At 34.5% G+C, this 20,809-nt stretch carries 33 protein-coding genes and 1 tRNA gene; 16 read left to right on the top strand and 18 right to left on the bottom strand.

Annotated elements, in window-relative coordinates:
- Nucleotides 1–13 precede the first annotated feature (13 nt).
- From ACX12B_RS05345 to ACX12B_RS05335, 3 genes are all read right to left on the bottom strand, one after another.
- Complete coding sequence (locus tag ACX12B_RS05345) at nucleotides 14–310, bottom strand: DUF424 domain-containing protein (protein WP_459353010.1); 297 nt, start codon at nucleotides 308–310, stop codon at nucleotides 14–16.
- Entirely contained in the window at nucleotides 310–732 is a 423-nt protein-coding gene (locus ACX12B_RS05340) for a translation initiation factor IF-2 (protein WP_428325728.1), read from the bottom strand. Before ACX12B_RS05340 ends, ACX12B_RS05345 begins: the two co-directional genes overlap by 1 nt.
- Before the next feature lie 68 nt (nucleotides 733–800).
- Nucleotides 801–947 carry a DUF5679 domain-containing protein gene (locus ACX12B_RS05335; protein ID WP_238523217.1) on the bottom strand — a complete coding sequence of 49 codons (147 nt, stop codon included), beginning with the start codon at nucleotides 945–947 and terminating at the stop codon, nucleotides 801–803.
- 250 nt (nucleotides 948–1,197) lie between these two features.
- Between ACX12B_RS05335 and ACX12B_RS05330 the strand changes: the two genes are divergently transcribed.
- The 4 genes from ACX12B_RS05330 (at nucleotide 1,198) to ACX12B_RS05315 (ending at nucleotide 4,200) form a co-directional block, all read left to right on the top strand.
- Complete coding sequence (locus ACX12B_RS05330; protein ID WP_459353009.1) at nucleotides 1,198–1,698, top strand: hypothetical protein; 501 nt, start codon at nucleotides 1,198–1,200, stop codon at nucleotides 1,696–1,698.
- Nucleotides 1,699–1,768: 70 nt separating this feature from the next.
- Nucleotides 1,769–2,914: a DUF373 family protein gene (locus ACX12B_RS05325; RefSeq protein ID WP_459353008.1), complete on the top strand. Its 1,146-nt coding sequence runs from the start codon at nucleotides 1,769–1,771 to the stop codon at nucleotides 2,912–2,914.
- Between the two features lie 96 nt (nucleotides 2,915–3,010).
- Entirely contained in the window at nucleotides 3,011–3,784 is a 774-nt protein-coding gene (gene uppS, locus ACX12B_RS05320; protein WP_459353007.1) for a polyprenyl diphosphate synthase, read from the top strand.
- Nucleotides 3,781–4,200 carry a bis(5'-nucleosyl)-tetraphosphatase gene (locus tag ACX12B_RS05315; RefSeq protein ID WP_459353006.1) on the top strand — a complete coding sequence of 140 codons (420 nt, stop codon included), beginning with the start codon at nucleotides 3,781–3,783 and terminating at the stop codon, nucleotides 4,198–4,200. The genes uppS and ACX12B_RS05315 overlap by 4 nt, the downstream gene beginning before the upstream one ends.
- Here the strand turns inward: ACX12B_RS05315 and pyrF are convergent.
- The 3 genes from pyrF to ACX12B_RS05300 are packed head-to-tail and all read right to left on the bottom strand — an operon-like array spanning nucleotide 4,180 to nucleotide 6,632.
- Nucleotides 4,180–4,920 (bottom strand): orotidine-5'-phosphate decarboxylase, encoded by a 741-nt coding sequence (gene pyrF, locus ACX12B_RS05310; protein WP_459353005.1) that lies wholly within the window; start codon nucleotides 4,918–4,920, stop codon nucleotides 4,180–4,182. The two genes, ACX12B_RS05315 and pyrF, sit on opposite strands and share 21 nt — an antisense overlap.
- On the bottom strand, nucleotides 4,901–5,581 hold the full coding sequence (locus ACX12B_RS05305; RefSeq protein WP_459353004.1) for a hypothetical protein: 681 nt from the start codon (nucleotides 5,579–5,581) through the stop codon (nucleotides 4,901–4,903). Before ACX12B_RS05305 ends, pyrF begins: the two co-directional genes overlap by 20 nt.
- A gap of 49 nt (nucleotides 5,582–5,630) precedes the next feature.
- Complete coding sequence (locus tag ACX12B_RS05300; RefSeq protein ID WP_459353003.1) at nucleotides 5,631–6,632, bottom strand: adenylosuccinate synthetase; 1,002 nt, start codon at nucleotides 6,630–6,632, stop codon at nucleotides 5,631–5,633.
- An 80-nt stretch (nucleotides 6,633–6,712) separates the two neighbouring features.
- On the opposite strand from ACX12B_RS05300, the gene ACX12B_RS05295 reads away from it, so the two are divergent.
- Nucleotides 6,713–7,174, top strand: coding sequence for a hypothetical protein (locus ACX12B_RS05295; protein ID WP_459353002.1), 462 nt, complete (start codon nucleotides 6,713–6,715; stop codon nucleotides 7,172–7,174).
- Here ACX12B_RS05295 and ACX12B_RS05290 read toward each other — a convergent pair.
- Nucleotides 7,171–7,455, bottom strand: coding sequence for a Fe(2+)-trafficking protein (locus ACX12B_RS05290; protein ID WP_459353001.1), 285 nt, complete (start codon nucleotides 7,453–7,455; stop codon nucleotides 7,171–7,173). The two genes, ACX12B_RS05295 and ACX12B_RS05290, sit on opposite strands and share 4 nt — an antisense overlap.
- Nucleotides 7,456–7,609: 154 nt before the next feature.
- On the opposite strand from ACX12B_RS05290, the gene ACX12B_RS05285 reads away from it, so the two are divergent.
- The 6 genes from ACX12B_RS05285 to ACX12B_RS05260 all read left to right on the top strand — a co-directional run bounded on the left by ACX12B_RS05285 (nucleotide 7,610) and on the right by ACX12B_RS05260 (nucleotide 10,469).
- Nucleotides 7,610–7,762: a hypothetical protein gene (locus ACX12B_RS05285; RefSeq protein ID WP_459353000.1), complete on the top strand. Its 153-nt coding sequence runs from the start codon at nucleotides 7,610–7,612 to the stop codon at nucleotides 7,760–7,762.
- A 126-nt stretch (nucleotides 7,763–7,888) separates the two neighbouring features.
- The gene (locus ACX12B_RS05280; RefSeq protein ID WP_459352999.1) at nucleotides 7,889–8,098 is read left to right on the top strand and encodes a hypothetical protein; all 210 of its coding nucleotides are present in this window, start codon (nucleotides 7,889–7,891) and stop codon (nucleotides 8,096–8,098) included.
- 60 nt (nucleotides 8,099–8,158) lie between these two features.
- Entirely contained in the window at nucleotides 8,159–8,800 is a 642-nt protein-coding gene (locus ACX12B_RS05275) for a hypothetical protein (RefSeq protein WP_459352998.1), read from the top strand.
- Nucleotides 8,801–8,911: 111 nt separating this feature from the next.
- Nucleotides 8,912–9,199 carry a winged helix-turn-helix domain-containing protein gene (locus ACX12B_RS05270; protein WP_459352997.1) on the top strand — a complete coding sequence of 96 codons (288 nt, stop codon included), beginning with the start codon at nucleotides 8,912–8,914 and terminating at the stop codon, nucleotides 9,197–9,199.
- Nucleotides 9,200–9,354: 155 nt separating this feature from the next.
- The gene (locus tag ACX12B_RS05265; RefSeq protein ID WP_459352996.1) at nucleotides 9,355–9,951 is read left to right on the top strand and encodes an L-threonylcarbamoyladenylate synthase; all 597 of its coding nucleotides are present in this window, start codon (nucleotides 9,355–9,357) and stop codon (nucleotides 9,949–9,951) included.
- Nucleotides 9,948–10,469, top strand: a complete 522-nt coding sequence (locus tag ACX12B_RS05260; protein ID WP_459352995.1) for a THUMP domain-containing protein — start codon at nucleotides 9,948–9,950, stop codon at nucleotides 10,467–10,469. Before ACX12B_RS05265 ends, ACX12B_RS05260 begins: the two co-directional genes overlap by 4 nt.
- On the opposite strand, the gene cgi121 is transcribed toward ACX12B_RS05260, so the two are convergent.
- From cgi121 to ACX12B_RS05245, 3 genes are read right to left on the bottom strand one after another with little or no spacing between them, the layout of a single operon-like run.
- On the bottom strand, nucleotides 10,461–11,234 hold the full coding sequence (gene cgi121, locus ACX12B_RS05255; protein WP_459352994.1) for a KEOPS complex subunit Cgi121: 774 nt from the start codon (nucleotides 11,232–11,234) through the stop codon (nucleotides 10,461–10,463). The two genes, ACX12B_RS05260 and cgi121, sit on opposite strands and share 9 nt — an antisense overlap.
- Before the next feature lie 39 nt (nucleotides 11,235–11,273).
- The gene (locus ACX12B_RS05250; protein WP_459352993.1) at nucleotides 11,274–11,645 is read right to left on the bottom strand and encodes a hypothetical protein; all 372 of its coding nucleotides are present in this window, start codon (nucleotides 11,643–11,645) and stop codon (nucleotides 11,274–11,276) included.
- A 30-nt stretch (nucleotides 11,646–11,675) separates the two neighbouring features.
- Nucleotides 11,676–12,431: a TatD family hydrolase gene (locus ACX12B_RS05245; protein ID WP_459352992.1), complete on the bottom strand. Its 756-nt coding sequence runs from the start codon at nucleotides 12,429–12,431 to the stop codon at nucleotides 11,676–11,678.
- An 82-nt stretch (nucleotides 12,432–12,513) separates the two neighbouring features.
- Here ACX12B_RS05245 and ACX12B_RS05240 point away from each other — a divergent pair, with 82 nt between their 5' ends.
- Nucleotides 12,514–12,750: a histone family protein gene (locus ACX12B_RS05240; RefSeq protein WP_459352991.1), complete on the top strand. Its 237-nt coding sequence runs from the start codon at nucleotides 12,514–12,516 to the stop codon at nucleotides 12,748–12,750.
- A 40-nt stretch (nucleotides 12,751–12,790) separates the two neighbouring features.
- Here ACX12B_RS05240 and ACX12B_RS05235 read toward each other — a convergent pair whose 3' ends face one another.
- The 5 genes from ACX12B_RS05235 to ACX12B_RS05215 form a co-directional block, all read right to left on the bottom strand.
- Entirely contained in the window at nucleotides 12,791–13,183 is a 393-nt protein-coding gene (locus ACX12B_RS05235) for a hypothetical protein (protein ID WP_459352990.1), read from the bottom strand.
- A 106-nt stretch (nucleotides 13,184–13,289) separates the two neighbouring features.
- Nucleotides 13,290–14,003 carry a hypothetical protein gene (locus ACX12B_RS05230; protein ID WP_459352989.1) on the bottom strand — a complete coding sequence of 238 codons (714 nt, stop codon included), beginning with the start codon at nucleotides 14,001–14,003 and terminating at the stop codon, nucleotides 13,290–13,292.
- A gap of 95 nt (nucleotides 14,004–14,098) precedes the next feature.
- The gene (locus ACX12B_RS05225) at nucleotides 14,099–14,311 is read right to left on the bottom strand and encodes a hypothetical protein (protein WP_459352988.1); all 213 of its coding nucleotides are present in this window, start codon (nucleotides 14,309–14,311) and stop codon (nucleotides 14,099–14,101) included.
- Nucleotides 14,312–14,461: 150 nt separating this feature from the next.
- Nucleotides 14,462–16,015 carry a porin PorA family protein gene (locus tag ACX12B_RS05220; protein ID WP_459352987.1) on the bottom strand — a complete coding sequence of 518 codons (1,554 nt, stop codon included), beginning with the start codon at nucleotides 16,013–16,015 and terminating at the stop codon, nucleotides 14,462–14,464.
- 480 nt (nucleotides 16,016–16,495) lie between these two features.
- Complete coding sequence (locus ACX12B_RS05215) at nucleotides 16,496–16,948, bottom strand: cupredoxin domain-containing protein (protein WP_459352986.1); 453 nt, start codon at nucleotides 16,946–16,948, stop codon at nucleotides 16,496–16,498.
- Between the two features lie 75 nt (nucleotides 16,949–17,023).
- Between ACX12B_RS05215 and ACX12B_RS05210 the strand changes: the two genes are divergently transcribed.
- A complete protein-coding gene (locus ACX12B_RS05210) occupies nucleotides 17,024–18,775 on the top strand; it encodes an AIPR family protein (RefSeq protein WP_459352985.1) in 1,752 nt (583 codons plus the stop codon).
- Between the two features lie 156 nt (nucleotides 18,776–18,931).
- Nucleotides 18,932–19,099, top strand: a complete 168-nt coding sequence (locus ACX12B_RS05205; protein WP_459352984.1) for a hypothetical protein — start codon at nucleotides 18,932–18,934, stop codon at nucleotides 19,097–19,099.
- On the opposite strand, the gene ACX12B_RS05200 is transcribed toward ACX12B_RS05205, so the two are convergent.
- Entirely contained in the window at nucleotides 19,096–19,674 is a 579-nt protein-coding gene (locus ACX12B_RS05200; RefSeq protein WP_459352983.1) for a hypothetical protein, read from the bottom strand. The genes ACX12B_RS05205 and ACX12B_RS05200 overlap by 4 nt on opposite strands.
- 104 nt (nucleotides 19,675–19,778) lie before the next feature.
- Here ACX12B_RS05200 and ACX12B_RS05195 point away from each other — a divergent pair, with 104 nt between their 5' ends.
- Nucleotides 19,779–20,039, top strand: a complete 261-nt coding sequence (locus tag ACX12B_RS05195) for a winged helix-turn-helix domain-containing protein (RefSeq protein ID WP_141978549.1) — start codon at nucleotides 19,779–19,781, stop codon at nucleotides 20,037–20,039.
- A gap of 3 nt (nucleotides 20,040–20,042) precedes the next feature.
- Here ACX12B_RS05195 and ACX12B_RS05190 read toward each other — a convergent pair whose 3' ends face one another.
- Complete coding sequence (locus tag ACX12B_RS05190) at nucleotides 20,043–20,252, bottom strand: hypothetical protein (RefSeq protein WP_459352982.1); 210 nt, start codon at nucleotides 20,250–20,252, stop codon at nucleotides 20,043–20,045.
- Between the two features lie 61 nt (nucleotides 20,253–20,313).
- Here ACX12B_RS05190 and ACX12B_RS05185 point away from each other — a divergent pair, with 61 nt between their 5' ends.
- Complete coding sequence (locus ACX12B_RS05185) at nucleotides 20,314–20,499, top strand: hypothetical protein (RefSeq protein WP_141977638.1); 186 nt, start codon at nucleotides 20,314–20,316, stop codon at nucleotides 20,497–20,499.
- 200 nt (nucleotides 20,500–20,699) lie between these two features.
- Here ACX12B_RS05185 and ACX12B_RS05180 read toward each other — a convergent pair.
- A tRNA-Thr gene (locus ACX12B_RS05180) sits at nucleotides 20,700–20,773 on the bottom strand.
- Nucleotides 20,774–20,809: the final 36 nt, after the last annotated feature.

The following is a 20,809-nucleotide window of genomic DNA, read 5'->3' as shown; positions in this document are numbered from 1 at the left end:
ATCAATCAACAATTCACATTTTAAAAACAATAAGAAATGGAACACCAGAAATTTTTTTGATGCCATTTTCAGAACCAACACCTAATCCAATAGACATAGAAATGGTTTCATCACCAACCATGTTAATGATTGCAGAACTTTTTAGCAGAATTTCTGCTTCATCTTTATCTACAAATCTTTCTCCATAATAGCTTTCACTGATGTGCATGTTTAGTTCACCTTCAACAATTGTTTTGCCCAATAGTTCTGCATCACAGATGTTTAGCATTTGGTTTTTTTGATAATTAGTTTGTCGTACTGCAAATGGCATTATGCATATTTACCTTTTAGAGTGGATTTTGCACCACATGCTTCACAAATCAAAAATGAGATACGGTTTTCTTTTAGTATTTTTGTATCTGGACTTTTGCAAGTAGGGCATTCAAGATAATCTTTAACATAAATTTGAAACAGTCTGGTAAAGTCATCAGGATCACGTCTTCCAATAAACATGGCCTTGTCACCAATTCTTTCAGCAGGAACGGCAAACTCCTTTGAGAGATACTGTAATACTTTGTCAGGATCTCGTCTGAGTACCTTTGGGAATTCAGAAAAGTTACGCAAGAAAGTCTTCTGGCCTTCCCACATCACATCTACTACAGGAAGCTCAAATCTAGCAGTAGATTCCTTTTCAGTATCTCCTAGCTTGTCTTGGATCCTTTTGAGTAGACTTTCGTATTCTGTTTTGGTCACTAAAAAATAGTGTAGACTAGACCCTATATGGGTTTTGAAAAAGAAGAGTCGTGTGGATTATTTCTAAATTATTCCATTTTTCCTATACGGAAAACGTTAGTTCCACATTCAGGACATGTACCTTTTACGGCAGGACGTCCATTCTTTAGTTTAGTTTCTTTGGGATCTTTGATGTCCCTTTTTTCGCGGCATTTTACGCAATATGCTGTAACCATTCTAAAAATTGTCACGCACGCTGGTATTTAGGAAGAGGCTGTGAAAATTATTTAACTACAGGCTAGATGTAGGTAAATTTTTTTGTGCCTCAAAAAAAGCCTAGATTCAAAAATTTTAACGAATGTTAGTAATTTTTATAAAATTATGGTCAAGATTATACCAAAAACTAATTTTTCGTATATTTGTTCAATAATTGAAAATTTCTTCAAAGATTATCAATTATAAACTAGCATAAAATAGAGAAGAAAAATGGCATCAAAAAAAGGAATTGCAATTACTATAATCATTTTAGCTGCAATTACTGGAGCCAGTTTTTTTGTATGGACAATACCCCAACAAAACGAAACTACATTCATTGTTACAGATTATGAAAACTATCTAGATGGTGCAAAGGGCATCCATGAAGTTCTACAAGAATCAACTGAGATTGATTATCAAAAACTTGTAAACGGTGAAATTACACCTGCTGAATACATTGCAGCAGCTGATGTTACATCATCGCAAGTAACATCTCAAATCAGTGAATTTGTTACATCAAAGCCACCTGAAGAATGGCAAAACAGTTACATCAGTTACATGGATGCAATGAAGAAATTCAATTCATACATTGGAGAGACCAAAGTTTTGGCAAATCTAATACAAAATGAAAGCGCTGAAGATAAGATCTCAGAGGTAATGGAGAAAATTGAATCACTAAAAGCAGAGTCAGCACAACTAGTCAAAATTTCTGATGACTCTAGACCTGGCTAGCCTCAAAACCGAGTTTTAATAATCATAATTGTTGGAAATCGTTAAAAAGCAATTCTGCGATACAAGATGGATGTCTCAGAGTGCAAATAAGATTCAAAAAGATGTCAATGCATCTACTGCCAATAAATTACTTGTAATTTGTGTAGACAGAGACAACGATGTAGGTGAAAAGGCAGGAATAGTTACACCGGTAGTTGGAAGAGATGCATGTATTGAGGCAGCACAGAGACTAGCACTAGAAGATCCTGAAGATGCAGATTCTAATTCTATATTTTCTGCAATCAAAACATACGAGGACTTGGTAAGCAAGGGATACCAAGTAGAAGTCGTCACAATTGCAGGAGTCAAAGACAGAGGAGTTCAAGCCGATGAGAAGATTCTTAGTGAAACAAGAAAAGTTTTAGAGAAATTTTCTGCAAATGGTGCAGTTATTGTCTCAGATGGTGAAGATGATGAAAGCGTAATTCCAGTTATTCAAAATGTTCTACCAGTAGTTTCAGTTCAACGTGTTGTAATGAAAGTAAGTAGAAGTGTAGAGTATTCTTATGCAGTCTTTGGAAAATATCTCAAAATGATTGCATATGATTCAAGATATTCTAAATTTTTCTTGGGAGTTCCAGGAATACTGTTGTTAATTGGAGGAGTTGCATCTGTATTTGGAATTACTACCGAGATTTTTGCAGTGCTTGTTAGCATTTTAGGTGGAGCATTTTTGATTAGAGCATTTGATATTGATAGAGTTTGGTCAAGTTGGTCAAAGCCGACACCGATGGGCTTTATCAGAATGTTTACAATGGTTGCAGGAGTATTGCTAATACTTTCATCAGTGCCAGCTGGAATTGCATCAATTGATCAACAACTAATTGAAGCAGACACTGGAATTGTTGGAAAGATTACCGACCAAATAATTATTGGTCAGTTTATTGCAGGAGTCTTACCAATATTGTGGACAGGACTGGGTGCAATATTTGCAGGAACCTTGCTTAGTAATTGGATTGGAGGAGTACCAAGACAAATCAGCGACATTCTTAGAATAATTGTACTAGTTGCGTTGTATCCTACAATTTACCAGTTTACCAACATTATGATCTCTGATGTGAGTTCATTTACTCTGATTCCACCACTGCTTGGAGGACTGGCAGCTACTCTGGTTTCAGCCACAATTCTCTTCAAAAAATACAGAAAACACAAAGACCAAGAGATGGTCTCAGATTAGTTGAGTCATTTCTAGCCTGAATTTTTCAATAACACTGATATCTTTAATCATGTACCAGTCATCAAAAGGTGAATTGACATTAGCAAGATTAAAGATGTGATTTTTCAGCTGTCAGGTCTTTACAAAATTTATGGAAAAAGACTAGAAAATGAAATTCAGAACGGGGACATTCCAAACCATGTTGCATTGATTTTAGATGGAAATAGGAGATGGGCAAAAAGACACCTGACAATTCCAAAGGCAGGGCATTGGAAAGGAGCTGATGCAGTAGAGAATCTTCTTGACTGGTGTGAGGAGTTTAATATCAAAATTGTAACATTGTATGCACTATCAGCTGAGAACCTAGATAGAAATGACAAGGAGTTAGAGCATCTCTATGAGTTGATTCGAATGAGACTAGAGAAATTATACAACGATCCACGAATTCACAGATGCAAGATGAGAGTAAAGGGAATAGGAAGAATAGAGTTGCTACCTGATTCAATCAAAGATATTCTAAAAAAACTTGATGATGCTACAAAAAATTATGATAATCATTTTCTAAACATTGCACTAGCATATGGAGGACAGTACGAACTAGTTGATGCCGTAAAAAAAATAGGTGAGAAAATTAAAGATGGCAAACTAGATGTTGATAAAATTACAAAAAAAGAGATAGAAGAAAACCTCTACACATCACATCTGCCACAATCATCACCAGACATGATTTTGCGTACATCAGGTGAGAAGAGACTAAGTGGGTTTTTGATGTGGCAAAGCGCATACAGTGAATTGGTTTTTATGGATATCTTTTGGCCAGAGTTTAGGAAGATAGATTTGATGAGAGCAATTAGAACATTTCAAGAAAGAAAAAGAAGATTAGGAAAATGATAGAAGAGACATCAGCAGGTATAGTATTGTTTAGAAAAGAGGATTCTAAGAATCTGTTTTTACTGTTACATTATCCTTCAGGGCATTGGGATTTTGTTAAAGGAAAGATGGAGAAAGGCGAATCTACACATGAGACTGCAATCAGAGAGACAAAAGAAGAGACAGGAATAACAGATATAACATTTTTAGATAATTTTGAAGAGTGGATTGAATATAATTTTCAATATCAAAAGGAACTAGTTCACAAAAAAGTTGTTTTCTTTTTGGCTGAAACTAAAACCAAAGAAGTAAACATTTCACACGAGCACCTTGATTACACATGGATGGATTACAACACTGCAATGGAAAAGACTACTTTTGATAATGCAAAGACAGTACTAACAAAAGCTCAAGCGTTACTTTCCAAGACTGTATAGTTGTAATTCTTTAGCAACATCAGTTGGATTTTTTGCATTAAGAATTGTTCTTCCAACAATTAGATAATTTGTGCCTGAAGAGATAACCTCACTTGCATCACCACCTTGAGTTCCAACACCTGGAGAAAAGATGCTGAGTTTTCCTCCAGCCTTTTTTGAGCAGTACTGGATGATTTTTGGAAAAGTGGCACCAACTACAATTCCATCTACTTTGGATTCCAAAGCCCAATCCAAGAACAACTGGTATAGTTGCTGCTTTTTTCGCATTTTGATTTCCATATCATAGGACAATCTAGCCTCAGGTGCGCTCATATGGCACAAAGTAATTACTCCTTTTCCATTTTTGTGGGCAGACTTTACTAGATTTTTCAAGCTATCCAATCCCATTATCGGATTTGCAATAACTGCATCAAATCCCATTTTCCAGAGATTCTCTGTAGTAACTCGATTTGTATTTCCAATATCATTTAGCTTGATATCTGCAATTGTTTGCAAACCATATCTGTGAGCTGTCTTGTTTATTTTGAGAACTTGTTTTTCACTTAATGGAAGTAACAAATGAAAGTTCAATTTTACTGCACAAAGGTATGGATGTAACTTTTTGATGTTGGAAATTGTTTTTGCTTCTAAGTTTTTTACAGATGGATCATAGTCATTGGCAAGAATTACTTTGCCATTTGTTTTTGCGATCTGCGAGAGTCTAGTTTTGAAGGTGAGCATAATCAACTAATGGATGAGTGTCTTTTAATTTTATTATTTTGATATACGAGTAACCATGCTCTGAAGGATTATCAACAAAGACTGGTTCAATTACATTGCTTGTTGAGAACTTTAGGAACGGTTTTTCTGGATCTTTGTCTAATAATACATGACAAAAGTATGATGTTCCTTCTTCATGGAAGTTCATAAAGACACCTAAAAGCCATTTGTCAGCATGTGGGAATAAGAATAATGGAAATGGTATATCTTCAAAACCCCATGTGAGTTTTGCAAGACTAGACATGTCTTCTAGTTCAATTGGCTGATATCTATCCAGAGTTCCGTTTCCAGGTTTCAGGGTTTTTGGAAGAGACTTTATTCGAACAATTGGAGAATATAGTTTACTAGAATCAGAAGTGGTATCTACAATATCAGACTCTTCTTTTCCACCTTTGAGTCCGTAGCGAAGATAGTGGCCATTATGATCTAGGGGTGTAAAGTATACAATTGGTTTTTCTTTTAGAACATCCATTTGGACTGACAAAATTTTTCTTCCATCATGATCATGCAAAAATGATACACGGGGTGCACGCTCTAGTGCACAAACGAGCCTAGTAAATTCTAAAGTGGAATGAACTTGGATGTAACGAGGTTGTTTGTCAACAGGAGAAGGTTGTTCCACGAAAGTTAACGATCGATTAACAAATTAAACTTATCCAAAAAGTTGGAGCCTAGTTTCTTCTGTCAATGACATCATTGACAGTTGGTCCTGTTCCAATAATTGTAACAGGCGTGTTTAATTCATCTTCAATATTTTTTATGAATGCTTTTGCATCATCAGACAATTCATCGTACAAAGTTTTTCCTGCACAGTCTGTAAACAACACATCTAGTTTTGTAATTGAGATTTGTGTTGCACCATTGAGCATGATTGCACGCCTAGCTAAATCAAAATCAAAGTCAGCTGCACGTCGTTGACGTCCAGTAACAGTTCCAAACTCAGACCAGCCTTTCTTTTCTGCTTCTTCTAAAGAGAGTTCTTTGTCAAGCGGACCTGTGCCTACACGAGTAACATAAGACTTGAAGACAACTATTACTTCATCTACCTTTGTTGGACCTAGTCCAACATCAGCACAAATTCCTGATGCAGTTACATCTTTTGAGGTTACAAATGGATAGGTACCATGCCATAAAGAGAGAAACGTACCTTGAGTTCCTTCAACTAGAACATTTTCACCATTATCCAAAGCAGAATTAATCTCTGCAGGAACATCTGTGATTAGTGAAGATAATGAATCAAAGTCTTTTGCGAGTCTCAAAACTCTCATTGCCCTATCAGCATTTGCAGGGCCTGTTCCCGAACCAGTGCTGCCAATCTTTTCTTTGAGTTCTCCTTTGGAATCACGAGCAAGATGTGTCTCCTCTATAATTCCACAGTGCTTGTCAATAAATGAGCGTCCTGAAACACCAAAGTCATCAATCTCTTTTTGCAGTACTTCTGGATTAATCACAACACCTGGACCAATCATTACTTTGGCATCCTTGTTTAGAAAACCACTTGGAAGCATTCTAACTTTGTAAACTTTGTCGCCATCTTTGATAGTGTGACCTGCATTTGGTCCTGCACCACCGCGAACTATAATTTTTGGATTATCCTTAATTGCCAAATATGAGATGATCTTTCCTTTTCCTTCATCTCCAAAAAATCCACCAACTACAACAGTAGATGTCATGATGTTGAACTTGAACTTGGTTTATTTAAGCTAAAGTGGTGCTACATCATTTTATAACCAAGATTGGATTTTCTAGATCGATGGTCGGAGAGAATTTTGCAGGAAACATCATTGTTAACTTGGCAAATCTTCCAGACTTTTTGAGAAATCCAATTTTAAAAAAACGCATGGTAGAATTTTTTTCATTAGCAAAGCCAGAACAAGATGAAGTGATTAACAATGCACTAGAGGCAGGACCCACAATTCCATTTTCAAACTTTGCAAAACTATTCAAAACATGGCTAAAAATTCTGGCCACACTATCTGATGAGCAAAGAGAAGGGATATTCTCAGCATACATTGTAGAGGTTGCACAAAATCCACAAAAACTAATCACTTTCAATTTAGATGGGATTTTAGAAATTTATCTCACACTAGAAGACAATGAAAAAGAAACATTGGCAAATGCTGTGAAAAAAATCATCAACAATCTTGATGAAGACAAAAAGAGAAGAATGATGTTAGTTATTCCAGAGAATGCAAAAAAGCACTTAAAGTTCTAAGCACCGGCTGGTGGCTCGTCAGGCTTTCTGTTATCCTCATTGGTATAATCAATAACTTCTCCTTCAGGAGACAATACACCTACAAAAATTTTCTCATGTTTTTTCAATAATTTCCTGTGATCAGCCATTGACATGTCAAGTTTCATTTCATTCATTACCATAATTTGGTATTCTTTCCATTCAGCCCAACACTTGTTGCATGTAGGATATTTCTCTGCTACTGGACCTAATTGCTCAGTATCAGGAATGGCATTCTTGCATTTTGTACAAGTACGACTCATAGAAAATAGCAATTTGAAACTCCTTTTATCTTTTATTGAATGCTAAAGAAAAAAGTCATAAAATATCATTTGTTTAGATTCAACTACCATTTTGAGGTGACAATGGAGATAATAGGTTTACACGCCTTAAGTACAATGAACTGCCTAGTACAATATGATAACAAAAGAACAAAAAATAGAAATTTTTAAAAATACCATTTCAGGTCTTAGAAAAAAAATTACTTCATCTAATAAAGATCAATTAGATGTACGTGAGATAGTACTTGACAGATTAGCTGAAAAGTTTAGAAGATTGCCTCTAGACTAATTCTAATTTCTTGAAAATCATGCCTACCAACATACCAAATACTCTACTCTAAAATTCTGAAAACATCTAATGTTTGTCAACCTTTTGAATGTAAAGTAATAATAGTTAACAAAGGCCAAACTTCTCATGAAGATAAAGTGTCCTAAATGCAAAGAAGACGCAGTATTATCACCAGACTTTTCTTTTGTAAAATGTGGATCTTGTGACTTGGATATGAGTTATGGAGAATATGTAAAATTTGTAGCACATAATGAAGCTACATATTCAGACATACTTGGCGACTATGCAGGCAGTACAGAAGGACAAACTGCAGGTTCGCTAGATGAATGGGATTAACAAGATAGTAAAATCATTCATCAGATTAAAATAATTAGTTTAACGAGTTTCTAAACATCATTGGAATTTTTATTAGAAAATATACTTAATCTCATAGGATTTTTGGTAGGACTTGGAATCGGAATAATGTCACTTATTGGATTCCGAAATACAGGTAGCCCTACATTATTTAGATTAACAATTGCATTCTTCTCAATTAGTATTGGATTTTTTGTAATTTGGTCAGGATACATGGCAGAAGACTTTGTCATTAAAGCTGGACACATAGAAAGATGGATACAGACTTTGGGAATTGCGATTCAGACAGTAGGATACTTTTTCATTGCATTCTCACACAGCATCAAATCATTTTTTCCAAAATCAAGTTACTTTAGATCAGTTGGAATCTTGCCACTCTTTTTGGTTTCATCAGTACAGCTAGAGCATCTCTTTAGATCAGTTTCATTCATCTTGCTTGCGTATGGTGCAATTGAAACAATGTTGTCGTACTTGGATAATAGAAACAAAGGGGCAATCTCAGTTTCAGTCGGATTGGCATTATTGGCACTCGGAGAATTCTTGGGATGGTATTCTTTTGTATTTCCCGAATCAATTCTATATTCAGTATCAATGGTAATCAAAATCGGCGGTCTGATTGCATTATTCATTCCAGTCAGCAAGGTTCCGCTAACTAAGATAAAATTTGACGAAGGATTAGAGTAATTTTTTACTCTAGGCTCAAAATGCAGCATTTGTCAAATTCTTTTGTCTTTTTAGTATATTGGAAAATATCAACGTCCTATCATAGAAATTATCAAAATAATATCATAGGAAATGGCAGAGTATAGAACACATATGAAAATTATTGGCGATATACTTTCTACTACCAGAGATGATCTTCAAGACGAAGACGGTGCAACAGTAACTTATCTGATTAGAAAAGCAAACATTTCTCATTCTAGAATTTCAAGAATTTTAAAGACGCTAGTTTCACAAGGTCTCTTAGAGCAAGTCGACAGCCAAGGTTCTAACAAATACAAAATAAGTCAAACAGGAAGAGAGTTCCTTCAAGCATATTACAAATTTACAAGCTTTGCAGACAACTTTGGATTAAGCATTTAATCTTCTTCGTCTAACTCGTCTAAATTATCATCAAAGTCATCTTCAAAATCATTGTCTTGATAGTCTTCATTAGACATACTGGATCATAGAAAAATTTGATGTTAATAACTTTTCAAAAGAAAATGGTAATTAAACAAAAAAAACAGGATAAATTGTTGAAAGTAAACTGTGATAGTGAAGGGATACAAAAAGCATCTCAAATTATAGAAGATGGTGGAATAGTTGTTTTTCCAACAGATACCGTATACGGTATAGGGTGTAATCCGTACAACAAAGAATCTGCAAAAAAAGTTTATGAGATAAAGTCAAGGGATTTTGCAAAACCATTTCCTGTACTAGTTTACTCTAAAGAGATAGCCAATCAGATTGTAGAGTTTGATGAGATTTCAAAAAAACTTGTAGAGAAATTTTGGCCAGGACAATTAACAATTATTTTGAAACTAAAAGATATGAAACTAAAAGAGTCACTAAACCTAACTGATAAAATTGCATTAAGAGTTCCAAATCACAAATGCACTTTACAGTTATTGGAAAAATGCAAGTATCTAGTTGGAACTAGTGCAAATGTTTCAGGACAGCCATCATTTTTTGATCCCCAAGAATGCATCAAAAATGTAGAGAACTATGATGTCTTTGTTGATGGAGGAACAATTACAAGCAAAGGGGAATCAACAATTGTTAAGATAGAAAATGAAGATATCAAAATCATCAGAGAAGGTTCTTTGAGCAGAGAGGAGATTTTGGCAATATGAATCTGATAGTGACATGTGCAAGACATCTTGAACCTGAAACAGAAGAGGAGTTGAGGGAATTTTTAGAGGAATTTGGGGATTCTGATCCCAAAGTTACAATCACAAGCATGTCAGGAATTCTTACTGCTGAAACAAAGCTAGATCCAGTTGAGGTTGTCAGAAAGATCAAGGAGAGGTTACTTGATGAGCCCTGGAGTGTGAGATATTGTCTGAGAATAATTCCAATTCAGAGAATCGTTGAGACAAAAATCGAAGAGATAGAAAAAGTTGTAGAAGAGATGTCAGGAGAAATTTCAAAAGAAGAGAAATATAGAATATCAATTGAGAAAAGAAATTCAGATGTGTCCAGTCAGGAAATCATTACCAAAGTTGCAAGTAAGATAAAGAATCAGGTTTCACTTGAATTTCCAGACAAAGTTGTGTTAATTGAGATTCTTGGAAACAAGACTGGAATTTCTGTGCTAAAAAAGTCAGATATTTTGAGTACTGAGAAGACCAAACGCAGTATCTCAGAGTAAAACTGCGGCTTTTTCTACTAGAATATCTTCTAGTGGAGTTTTAGAGTAAACAGAATCAATCTGTTTTTTTGAAATGTTAAATGACTTTTTCAAAAATGCTTGATTGTTTTTTGAAAACAATGGAACAGATAGTGAGGATAGTTCCTTGTAAAGTGCATCAAGACTAGTTTTGTTTCCAATTGTAACTAGAATAAAATCAGTTTTTGGTTTCATTCCAGCTGATGTGATTGCAGCAGAGATTTGTTTTGTTAATGCAAAACGCATCAAGATATCTGTTTCAAGTTTGTTTGAGAGTAAGATATCATTTTTTTGTGACTCTAGTGAAAGAGACAAGATCTTTTTTAGGTGTGAAGCATTCAAGACAAATTCACTTGATACTGCCTGGAGTATGATTTTTGGGTATTTTTTTCGGAGTTCATCAAGAAACTTTACATCAATTGTTTTTTGGCCTTTGATTTGGATAACCTGTACTTGTTTTGAAGATATTTTGTAGGATAATTTTTTGGAAGCACCGCCATGAATCACAGGAATGATACTTACTACATCATTGTCTTTGATTACAGTCGACTTTCCATCCATTGCAGAAGAATCAACTCCATTTACTGCAACTAGAATATTTTCAGTGTCTAATTTTGGAGAGTCAGCAGAATTTAGTTGTAATAGTAAATCAATTAATTCTTGAATAGAAATATCAGATTTTGCAATTTCCAATTTTTCTGTTGCAAAAGATTTCTTGGCACCGCCAACAAGTTTTACAGTAATCATAAGATGATTTGTTAAAGTTTGAAATTAATACTTAATGTATTATTCAGATTTTTCTTCTATAGTTTCAGGTGTTTCTGCAGCAGGTGCTTCTGTGGTTTCAGTTGCTTCTACTGCTGGTGCTTCAGTAGTTTCAGGAGTTGTTTCTGTAGTTTCAACTACTTCAGGTTCAACTTCTGCTTGAAGTTCTTGTTGTTCTGCTTTTGAAGAGTCAATTCGTGCTTGTTTTTCTTTTTCTTCGCGAATCTCTTTTTTGATAAATTTTGTAATATAACCTGCAACTTCATTTTTTAGTCCCTTTGAGCGGACAATTGAAACTTGATCTAGAACTTTTTTGTTATCAGCAAAATCTTCACCGAATTTAGACTTGTGAGAATCTAAGACTTCGTATGAAAGACGCTTTATTCTATCCACGAATCGTCTAAAGATTAGGGTATTTTATACCTATATTCCAAGATACGAGTTTGAATTTTTTTCTAGCAGTTTTGCAGTCTCATCAAATGATTTTCCTAGAACTTTAGAGGCAGAAAAGATCACACTAGGAATAAAGCCAATATCAGCAGCTTTCATTTCAAAGCACCTAGAAAACCTAACAGGACCATCAGTCTCAACTAGAATTTTTGATTCATCGCATTTTGATAACAGAGTCTGCTTGTCATTAGCATAAACCATCACAGGGCCAAACGAAACAAAGAATCCTGCATCCATGGCCTTTGAAAGTTGTTTTTTGCTTCCATCAAACCAATGAAGTAATGCATGTTTAGTGTCATATGAAGTCATGACTTGCAAAACATCATCTAAGCTCTTTCGTGAGTGAATAGATACGGGTTTGTTGTATTTTTCAGCACATGATAGCAAAGTTCCAAAGACACGGGTTTGTCTTTTAGTGTCTTCATCATTATTGGTATACGTAGGATCTAATCCTATCTCTCCAATTCCTGCAAGAGCATCATGATTATTTTCAATCATAGTAACAACTTTTTCTAGATCATCGTTTGCACATTCAGGATGAATTCCAATAAATGGCAATACAAGATCACTTTTTTTTGCAAGCTCCAAAGTTTCTAGAGAATTTTTCACATCCATGGATACACAACATGCTTTAATTTTCAAAAAATTCATTTCTTGTAAAATAAAATCCATGTCAGGTGCATATTGAGGATCAGATAAATGAATATGAGAATCAAAGTACCAAGTCATTTCTTTGATCAATTCTTAAAATAGTCTGTATAAATCGATTCCTTAGTGATATTTTTTCACTCATTATCTTTTTTCACAAAAAATGAAAACAAGAATCATGAAATCATCAGAATTAGGACTATCAGCAATGTATAGAATTCTAAAAAAGGCAGGTGCTGAAAGAGTCAGCGATGAATCTGCAGATGAACTAAGACGAGTTATTGAAGAAGTGGCAAATGGCATTGCTAAAAGTGCAGTAGACATGGCTTCTCATGCAGGCAGAAAAACTGTGAAAGGAGAAGACGTGAAATTGGCTTCAAAACCATTTAACAAATTTTAATCTAGAGTCAGTTTAGTACAATCTGTTATAATTAATGAATTCAAGGATTCATCATATTTCCCATCATGTTACCTGACATCATGCCCATCATCTGTTGATTATCCATCATAGATTGCATCATTTGTTGATTATCCATCATCATGCCCATCATCCGATTTCTCATTTGTGAATCATTCATCATGGTATCCATCATAGACCCCATCATTTGGTTCATGTGTTGGGGATCACTCATCATCATGTTGTGCATTTGTTGCATTGCTTGAGGATCTTGCATTACATTATTCATGAACTGATTCATTGTCTGAGGATCATTGAACATTTGCTGCATTCCCATATATCCAGAAGTTGTGCTTTGCATCATTGCAACAGCACCACCTAGTCCAACAAAAAATGCTACAACAGTAATTGCAATCCAAACGTATTGATTTACCATAATAAAATAGAGTCAAATTCAACTATTATACCAAGAATACAATTTCCAATCATAATTATCAAAAGTGATTCTAACTTTTTAAAATAAAAATAAAAAAATGATGAAACTATACTAACAGTTCCAACACTTCATCTAGTTCTTGTGTATCAGGTTCAAAATCAGTCTCATCTGAAACTGGTTCACCATCAGATACTATTGGCTTTACAGTAACTTCACCAACTAGTACCAATGGTACTTTGATGTCAGAATTTTCTACTGTAATTACTGCACGAGTAAAGGCTAGTGCAAAAGAATTTTCACTTTCAGCAACAGGAGTAAAGTGTCCTCTAAGATGAATAATGACTTCATCATTATCTTGAGATACACCTTTCATGCTGACATGATTGTTCTTTGCAAATCCTTTTAGATCAAATTTGATCTCTCTTTCACCAACAAAGACAGTTCCAGTTCCAGTGGTTTTCCAACCTCTGTCTGTCTGACCAGCTTTTCCTTCTAGGGTAAACTCTGCAGGATATGCTTTACCATTAACTACAGCCCATCCAGAAGTATGACCATCAAACATCAAAGTTGGTTCGATGTTAGCTCGGTCATGCTGAGAATCAGTTAATCTGTCTCTTTTTTGGTCATTAAAGTCTCTGATTTGATCTCGTAGTGCATTTCTTTGATCTTTAATTCCATCAAAGAATGCCTTTCGTTCTTCTTTGTCAATTGCGTTAGAATTTTCAGCAGCAACATCAGACTGTGCAAATGCTCCACTTGCAGGAGCAATTACAATAGCCATAACTAATGCCAAGGCTGAAAATAGTTTTGCGTTTTTCATTAGAAGTAAATTTACCGTAATATAATAAGCGATTACTCAGCTATGTTACTGATAATTTCTCTGTGTCAGAAATTGTTGTTACAGTTTTAGAATTATTATTTTCTAACATCCAAAGTCACGATGATTTCAGTTTTGTCCTTATCAAGATCATCATGTAACTCTATTTTTTTGTCAACAAGTTTGAATTCTTCATTCAAAGAACCATCTTCATTAAATGTTCTAACTAGTTTGCTTTTTGGAAGAACAGATACATCACTAGCATCAGAAAAAACATCTACTGATTCACCATTTTTTATAATAATCTTCATTCTACTAATTCTAGCAAAAATGGATATAAAAACAAAGACCACATTGCACGTATAAAATTTGATATTTTATCCTTCAAATTGAGTTCAAGTGAGGGTAATGACTAGTCAATCATATGTTCTAATTTTCATTTTGTGTTTAGCAATGCAGCATTATTTGTTTGGAATAAAAAACAAAAATCTAGAACCTCTTGAAAATTCCTTGTCTAACCAAATTTTTCCACCATGAGCCTCAACAATTCCTTTGCATATTGCCAACCCCAAACCAGATCCTTCATGTTTGATATGTGTAGGAATTGAAAGTTGATTAAATTTTTCAAAGATTATTTCAGAATTCTCCTCAGGAATGCCAATACCATTGTCTTGAACAGAGAACGTGGTTCCATCAGATTCTTTTTTTGCAGATACAATAATTTCGCCAGAATCTTCCAGTACAAAGTCAATAGCATTTTTGATCAAATTTGAAATGACTTGAGATATACGTTTTTGATCACATGTAATAGTCCAACTGTTCTGCAAGTCTAATTTTAGACGTATGTTTTTTCCTTCTGTAAATGGTCTTATGCTTTCAATAACATTTTCTAAAAATTCCTTCAAATTAACTTCAGATTTATCTAATGGGATTTGTTTTAATTCCAATTTTTTGAGTTCTGAAAAATCAGTTAAGAGTTCGTTAATAGAACCAATATTTTGGAGAAGTGTTTTGACTCTTTTTTGCTGTAAATCATTCAAGGGACCATCTTTTTCTGCAAAAAGCAATTCACTGGTTATCTTGATGGCAGATAGAGGATTTTTAATCTCATGACCAATCATGGTAACAAGCTCATCTTTTAGTTTTTCAGTTTCTTGTTTACGAATAGATTCTTGTCTCATCCTTTGAACATATGACAACAATATCCAAATAAAACCAACAACTAATGCTACAATCAGTATCAAAGTAGGAATGATTACATCTTGAAAAAAATGGTTTCCAAGTTCTAAAACGGTAATTTCAGTTAATATATTTTCAGAAAATGCAGTGGTTTTTTTCCCGCCTTTTTCTATGAGATTTATTCGTTGATCATTTTCAACAAGATAGTTTTCCCATGTTTTTTCAAAACGAAGTGTATTTCCTGTAATTGGTTCTACCCAAAAAGTGGACACAGTATCAGTATGTATTGTATGAGGCGAAAATTGTGGAAATGCACGTGAAATATCTGCTCCTTGTGTAACTGTTTCAAATATGTAAACATCTAATCCAAATAAGGTATCAGTTCCCTTGAACTTCATAGGATCATCAAAGTAGACAGCAGGATGAAAGAAATCATAGTCTTTCTTTTCAACATGAGCCGTAAATTCAAATTGTTTTCCCTCTCTATCCAAATGCATTCGAGTTTTTGGATCTACAAGATATTCGTTTTCAACATAAAACAATATTTCATTTGTTTGGGGATTTTTACTCATCACTGTACCAGATAGAATTATTTTATCATCATTCTCTTCAAGTATGTCAAAAGTTAATGTATCTATAACTGAAAATGGTTCAGATAATTCACCATACACATCGTCAACAACTTGATTATATCCTTCATACTGCTTGTCTAAAACATAAAAATTTGTAAGCTGTTCATGATTTGGAGAGATATAAAAAAACCATGCAGCAAAAAATGCGGCAAGGAATATACTGATAGCTATAATTTGAAAGAAGGTTATTTTAGAATTAGACACATTTGTAAAATTATTGGTTTTTTATATAAAGTTGCACCAAGAAAAATCAAGACTAAGTCTTATAATATGTTGTTAGGCATGTATGAGAAAAAAGTATCCACACAGAGATTTAGTTTTGAGCATGAATCCTATAGGCTTGAATCGTTGTTGGGAATAACGTGTGATTTGAAATATGGATCAATGATCTGAACAAATCATTCATGAATATTATAAACAATTTTTGTATAACAAACATCATGAAAGATAATAATTCAAATCAAGCTTGGGAAGAAGTTATAGGGTTATCTTGGATATTTGTTGAAGAATAAATCTAAAATTTAAGATTCAGGCCAGAGCATTATTGCAGGTAATGATAGCAGTCCAATATCATCACAAGAGTTTAATTGTTCATTTTGTGTTTTTCAAAACGGTACTCTGGCAGAACGGTTATGCGTGGGCCTGCAAAGCCTATACAAGGGGGTTCGACTCCCTCGGGTACCTTTACTCCACAATAACTTGTCCTTCCATCCAAGGATGTAAAGTACAAAAATAATCAAAAGTTCCTGTTTCATCAAAAGTTAGTGTGTATGATTCAAAAGGATCCAAATGTCCGCTATCAAAAAGATCTATTGGTGCATCATAAAATCCAGATGTAACACTATGAAATGCTGAATCCTCATTTACCCAAGTTACAGATTCACCAGCAGCAATTGTAATTTTAGATGGAATGTAACATCTGTCTGTCTCCTCACATCCAGGTCGAGAGACTTTGGTTGGCATTATGACATCACCTCCAGTCATTACATCTGGTTGAGTAACTCCTTGCATCAAATATGTTGGATTAGATTCAGGTGCAGGCTCTGGTTGTGACTCCATTCCAGTTGAAAATGCAACAGATAGTGATACTATGATTGCAATTCCAATTATGCTTGAAATAATTATTTTTTTTATCAAATCTTTTCACATCCAAAACTGAGTTATTACATAGTTACCTAGGTCTCTAAATATATAGCATATTAGAAAAGTAAATTGTCGCAAAATGGAAACGGATTACTAGAGTACATACCGGGATCACATACACTTCTAGTTCAAAAAAATTCTAGTCCACCTCTGGAAGGATTTGCAGAAAATATCAGAGGAAGTATACACGAGTATGCTGAGAACTCTAAAAGCGATGTTGAGAAAGGAAATAATTTTCTTCAATGGATTTTAACGCGAGTTTTTGAGGCTACAGAAGACGATGCAGCAGATGCAATTGTAGATGGTGCAAACGATCTTGGCATTGATGCATACTTGCCAGTAGACTTTTCAGATAATACAGTTAGATTATTTCAATCAAAATATGGCACATCTCATTCACTGGAAGCAATTGCAAAATTCAAAGAAGATGCAAAAAGACTGCTTACAAAAGACGTTACAAAGATGAGACCAGAACTAGCTCAACTTGTCACAAAGATAAAAGAAAAAAATCTCAAAGTAAAATGCTGCTATGTTACTGACCAAAAGGTAGACTATCACGATGACCTAGTAGAAGTAATTGATGAGGAAAAAATCATTCAAAGACTATGGGACAGAATAAAAAAACCTGCAGCAGGAAAAAAGTCATCAATAAGACTAGAAAAGATGCTCAGACACGAGAATACCATCCTAGGAATTCTAAAACTGCGCGAACTAACAGAGTTTGTAAGCAAGAACAGAGACTATGTCTTTGAATCAAACATCAGACAATGGATGCAGTTCAAGACTACAGTTAACAAGGGATTGCGAGAGACATTGCAAAGTAATCCAAACAAATTCTTCTTTTACAATAACGGAATTACTATTGTAGTAAGTGATTTTTCAGAACTAGGTGAGAACATGATTGAGCTTCATGCACCACAAATAGTTAATGGTGCTCAGACATCAAATTCTATACTTGATCATTCAAAGAGAACAAAAAACATGGATGGTTCCATGACAGTTACAATAATCAAAGCAGATGATGAACAAGAACAAAACAACATTACAAAATATAGAAACTCACAAAACTCTGTTCGAGGAAAAGACCTGGTCTCTTTGATGGATTTTCACAAGTCAATTAAATCACAATTAAAAAACAGCGGTTACTTTTATGAAATTCAAGCAGGTTCTTTTGATACAAAATCAAAATCAAAACAATCCGAGTATACAGGAGACTCTACATACAACAACTATCTTCCAGACAATCACAAAAAAGTAATTGTTGCAAAAGATGCAATCCAGTCCCTAGTTGCAGGAATTGAACAAAGACCAACTGAAGCATACAGTTCACCAGCTCAATTTCTCCCAAGAGGTAGCAAGTATGATGATATCTTCAATGACAATCTAAAAGACGATTACAGAATTTTGTTGTATCCTTACTTGGTAAAAGAATATGCAAAAAAGTCACTCAAGTATGGAAAGAAGGGAGGACACAAGACAAAAAGATATGCAACTTTGTTTTTTGTTGCAGTGTATTTTAGAATTTTACACCAGAAAATTTTGGAATCAAAGGGGGATTTTAAGGGAGATATTAGAAAAATAGAACCAGTTTTCCGCAGTTTCAAACTAAATTCTAGAATTTTAAAACTTGCAGATGTGATTGTGACTAAATTTCTTGAAGACACAGTAGTAGATGATGAAATTGAGATGGCAAACACAAAGCACAATTTCTTTTCTCAACATGTTTGGAATGACACGATGCTTCGAGTAATTGATAAAAAAATCAGGCAAGAAGAAGACGAAATATTGGCACTAAAGAAACTAACAAACAGTTTATTGTAATTCTAGTAGGCAGAGTCCAACCAAGTAAAAATCTTGCAGGAGGTTTACATTGGTCAGACTACTACCTGAATTTCATAAAAACTAGTCGTATTTAACATAATTTTCATGTAACACTCGAGAATGTTTTTTATATCGATTAAAAAGAGCAGAAGCACTTTGGGACTAAAAGAGAAATGTGCAATATGCAGTCAAGAAGTTAAACTTCGATTCAAAGCAATGAAAGAGTGGGGAGTTGAAGGTACGCTTTGTGGAGACTGTTATTCAAAAAAGCTTCATGAATATTATCCTGGAGATCACGTTAGAGTAAACAAACACTTGGACTAGGTTTTTTCTTTTGAAAACTTGTTTGCATTAAAACAATTCCAAACTAGAGGATCATCTTTTACATCTTTTTCTTCAAGGAATTTAATGTCAGTAATTGTTTTCTTTCTTTTTAGCAAGTTTACTTGAAATGTAGAGAATTTTTTGCAATCACATTTGTTATACAGACATTCATCATTGTCATTTTCATCATGATCTCGTGCCTCATGACCACAATTACACAATGCATCCTTTTTTACATCACTAAGAGACTTGTGTGCATATGTTCCTAATCTCAAATATGCTTCTCCGCCATGGCCCTTCTTGAATCGCTCATAATTTTCAGACTTTTGTAAAATCTTGAAGAAAGACATATTCGTGTCAGGTTTTTGGGAATCAGCACCCATGATAAACCAGTAATCATCACCGACTTCGACAAATCTTATCTTAATTGACGGATCTACCCAGAAACGAATGGTATCATGCCAAATAGAAGCAGACTCTTTTCTGTCAGAAACTAATGGGACAACATTCATGCGAAGATCATAATACCTGTAAGCAACACCTTCAAAGTCATCAAACCATGGAATTGCAGACATTGTGGCAAATCAGGCTAGAGATTATTTATCTGATCTGAATTAATGGTAATACCCTTATATCTGAGTTTTAGAGTAAGATACGTATGGTTTCCTATAGAACTAGTATGCAGATTGTAGCTGATTTGTTGACTGTTACTGAACAGTCTGGACAGGAAGGCATCAAGACAACATCTCTTCTAACAAAGGCAAATTTATCACATTCTAGACTATCCAAATTCTTAGACAACTTGACTGGCGCAGGCCTAATCAACAAGATCGAATTTGATGGAAAGAACACCTTTGTAATTACACCAAAAGGAAGACAATATTTGGAATCTTATGCAAACTTTTCAAGTATTGCTGAATCATTTGGTTTAGAACTCTAAGACCTATTTTTTAGATCTTTTTCGTTTAGCATTTGCTTCTTGTCGTGCTTTCTTTTCCTTGTAGGAACTGTAAACGAAGATAATGATAATTCCTGCTATTCCACCATAAAATAGATGTGGGATGAATCTCAGGTCTCCTGTAGTTGGATCAAAAAATGCAATTGCTATTGTAACAATCATGAACATCAAAACTACAGTAAGATACTTGTCCATAGTTCGATGTAATTTACAAAACCATATATCTTTTTGAAATCACCACAGACTCAGAGAGAATATGGCAAAAATGCTGGAATTAGGTGGATTGGTTTTGATAGCTATAATGTTTGCAAGTTTTGTTGGAGCTTTCCAACCTACAATTGAACCTGGATTATCGCCATTATTTTGGGGATGTGCAGGAGCTGCCCTAACCATAATCATGTATAGGAAATTCAAAAGAAAACGTGATGAAGAGACTGAATAAGTTTTAGAAAACACTAGTAATTGATCAACATTTGATCAACCGACAGATCTATAAAGGACAATTTCAGGTTACTTATGAGGGGAACATGGCAGAACAAACTAAACAATGGTGGGAAGGTTTAGGAAAAGAACTAGAAGTAGACATTGAAACCCTCGATGAATAAGATTCTCAATTTACAAACATTTTTGAAAAATTAACAAAGCCTCGGACGGGATCTGAACCCGTGACCTAACGCTTACGAGGCGTTCGCTCTACCAGGCTGAGCTACCAAGGCACGTTTGGATAAAGCCACCAGAGTTAATAAAAAGCC

The organism is Nitrosopumilus sp. S6, from assembly GCF_054515815.1.
Note: the sequence above shows the minus strand (reverse complement) of the source record. Positions and strands in the feature narration are given on the sequence as shown.

What these genes read in the sequence shown, in the direction of transcription:
- ACX12B_RS05240 (WP_459352991.1), top strand. Translation starts at nt 12,514, where the DNA reads ATGAAAACAAGAATCATGAAATCATCAGAATTAGGACTATCAGCAATG.
- ACX12B_RS05190 (WP_459352982.1), bottom strand. Translation starts at nt 20,252, where the DNA reads ATGGACAAGTATCTTACTGTAGTTTTGATGTTCATGATTGTTACAATA.
- ACX12B_RS05290 (WP_459353001.1), bottom strand. Translation starts at nt 7,455, where the DNA reads ATGAGTCGTACTTGTACAAAATGCAAGAATGCCATTCCTGATACTGAG.
- ACX12B_RS05335 (WP_238523217.1), bottom strand. Translation starts at nt 947, where the DNA reads ATGGTTACAGCATATTGCGTAAAATGCCGCGAAAAAAGGGACATCAAA.
- ACX12B_RS05285 (WP_459353000.1), top strand. Translation starts at nt 7,610, where the DNA reads ATGATAACAAAAGAACAAAAAATAGAAATTTTTAAAAATACCATTTCA.
- ACX12B_RS05325 (WP_459353008.1), top strand. Translation starts at nt 1,769, where the DNA reads ATGTCTCAGAGTGCAAATAAGATTCAAAAAGATGTCAATGCATCTACT.
- ACX12B_RS05270 (WP_459352997.1), top strand. Translation starts at nt 8,912, where the DNA reads ATGGCAGAGTATAGAACACATATGAAAATTATTGGCGATATACTTTCT.
- ACX12B_RS05185 (WP_141977638.1), top strand. Translation starts at nt 20,314, where the DNA reads ATGGCAAAAATGCTGGAATTAGGTGGATTGGTTTTGATAGCTATAATG.
- pyrF (WP_459353005.1), bottom strand. Translation starts at nt 4,920, where the DNA reads ATGCTCACCTTCAAAACTAGACTCTCGCAGATCGCAAAAACAAATGGC.
- ACX12B_RS05300 (WP_459353003.1), bottom strand. Translation starts at nt 6,632, where the DNA reads ATGACATCTACTGTTGTAGTTGGTGGATTTTTTGGAGATGAAGGAAAA.
- ACX12B_RS05200 (WP_459352983.1), bottom strand. Translation starts at nt 19,674, where the DNA reads ATGTCTGCAATTCCATGGTTTGATGACTTTGAAGGTGTTGCTTACAGG.
- ACX12B_RS05195 (WP_141978549.1), top strand. Translation starts at nt 19,779, where the DNA reads ATGCAGATTGTAGCTGATTTGTTGACTGTTACTGAACAGTCTGGACAG.
- cgi121 (WP_459352994.1), bottom strand. Translation starts at nt 11,234, where the DNA reads ATGATTACTGTAAAACTTGTTGGCGGTGCCAAGAAATCTTTTGCAACA.
- ACX12B_RS05225 (WP_459352988.1), bottom strand. Translation starts at nt 14,311, where the DNA reads ATGAAGATTATTATAAAAAATGGTGAATCAGTAGATGTTTTTTCTGAT.
- ACX12B_RS05260 (WP_459352995.1), top strand. Translation starts at nt 9,948, where the DNA reads ATGAATCTGATAGTGACATGTGCAAGACATCTTGAACCTGAAACAGAA.
- ACX12B_RS05315 (WP_459353006.1), top strand. Translation starts at nt 3,781, where the DNA reads ATGATAGAAGAGACATCAGCAGGTATAGTATTGTTTAGAAAAGAGGAT.
- ACX12B_RS05345 (WP_459353010.1), bottom strand. Translation starts at nt 310, where the DNA reads ATGCCATTTGCAGTACGACAAACTAATTATCAAAAAAACCAAATGCTA.
- ACX12B_RS05245 (WP_459352992.1), bottom strand. Translation starts at nt 12,431, where the DNA reads ATGACTTGGTACTTTGATTCTCATATTCATTTATCTGATCCTCAATAT.
- ACX12B_RS05330 (WP_459353009.1), top strand. Translation starts at nt 1,198, where the DNA reads ATGGCATCAAAAAAAGGAATTGCAATTACTATAATCATTTTAGCTGCA.
- ACX12B_RS05230 (WP_459352989.1), bottom strand. Translation starts at nt 14,003, where the DNA reads ATGAAAAACGCAAAACTATTTTCAGCCTTGGCATTAGTTATGGCTATT.
- ACX12B_RS05295 (WP_459353002.1), top strand. Translation starts at nt 6,713, where the DNA reads ATGGTCGGAGAGAATTTTGCAGGAAACATCATTGTTAACTTGGCAAAT.
- ACX12B_RS05280 (WP_459352999.1), top strand. Translation starts at nt 7,889, where the DNA reads ATGAAGATAAAGTGTCCTAAATGCAAAGAAGACGCAGTATTATCACCA.
- ACX12B_RS05235 (WP_459352990.1), bottom strand. Translation starts at nt 13,183, where the DNA reads ATGGTAAATCAATACGTTTGGATTGCAATTACTGTTGTAGCATTTTTT.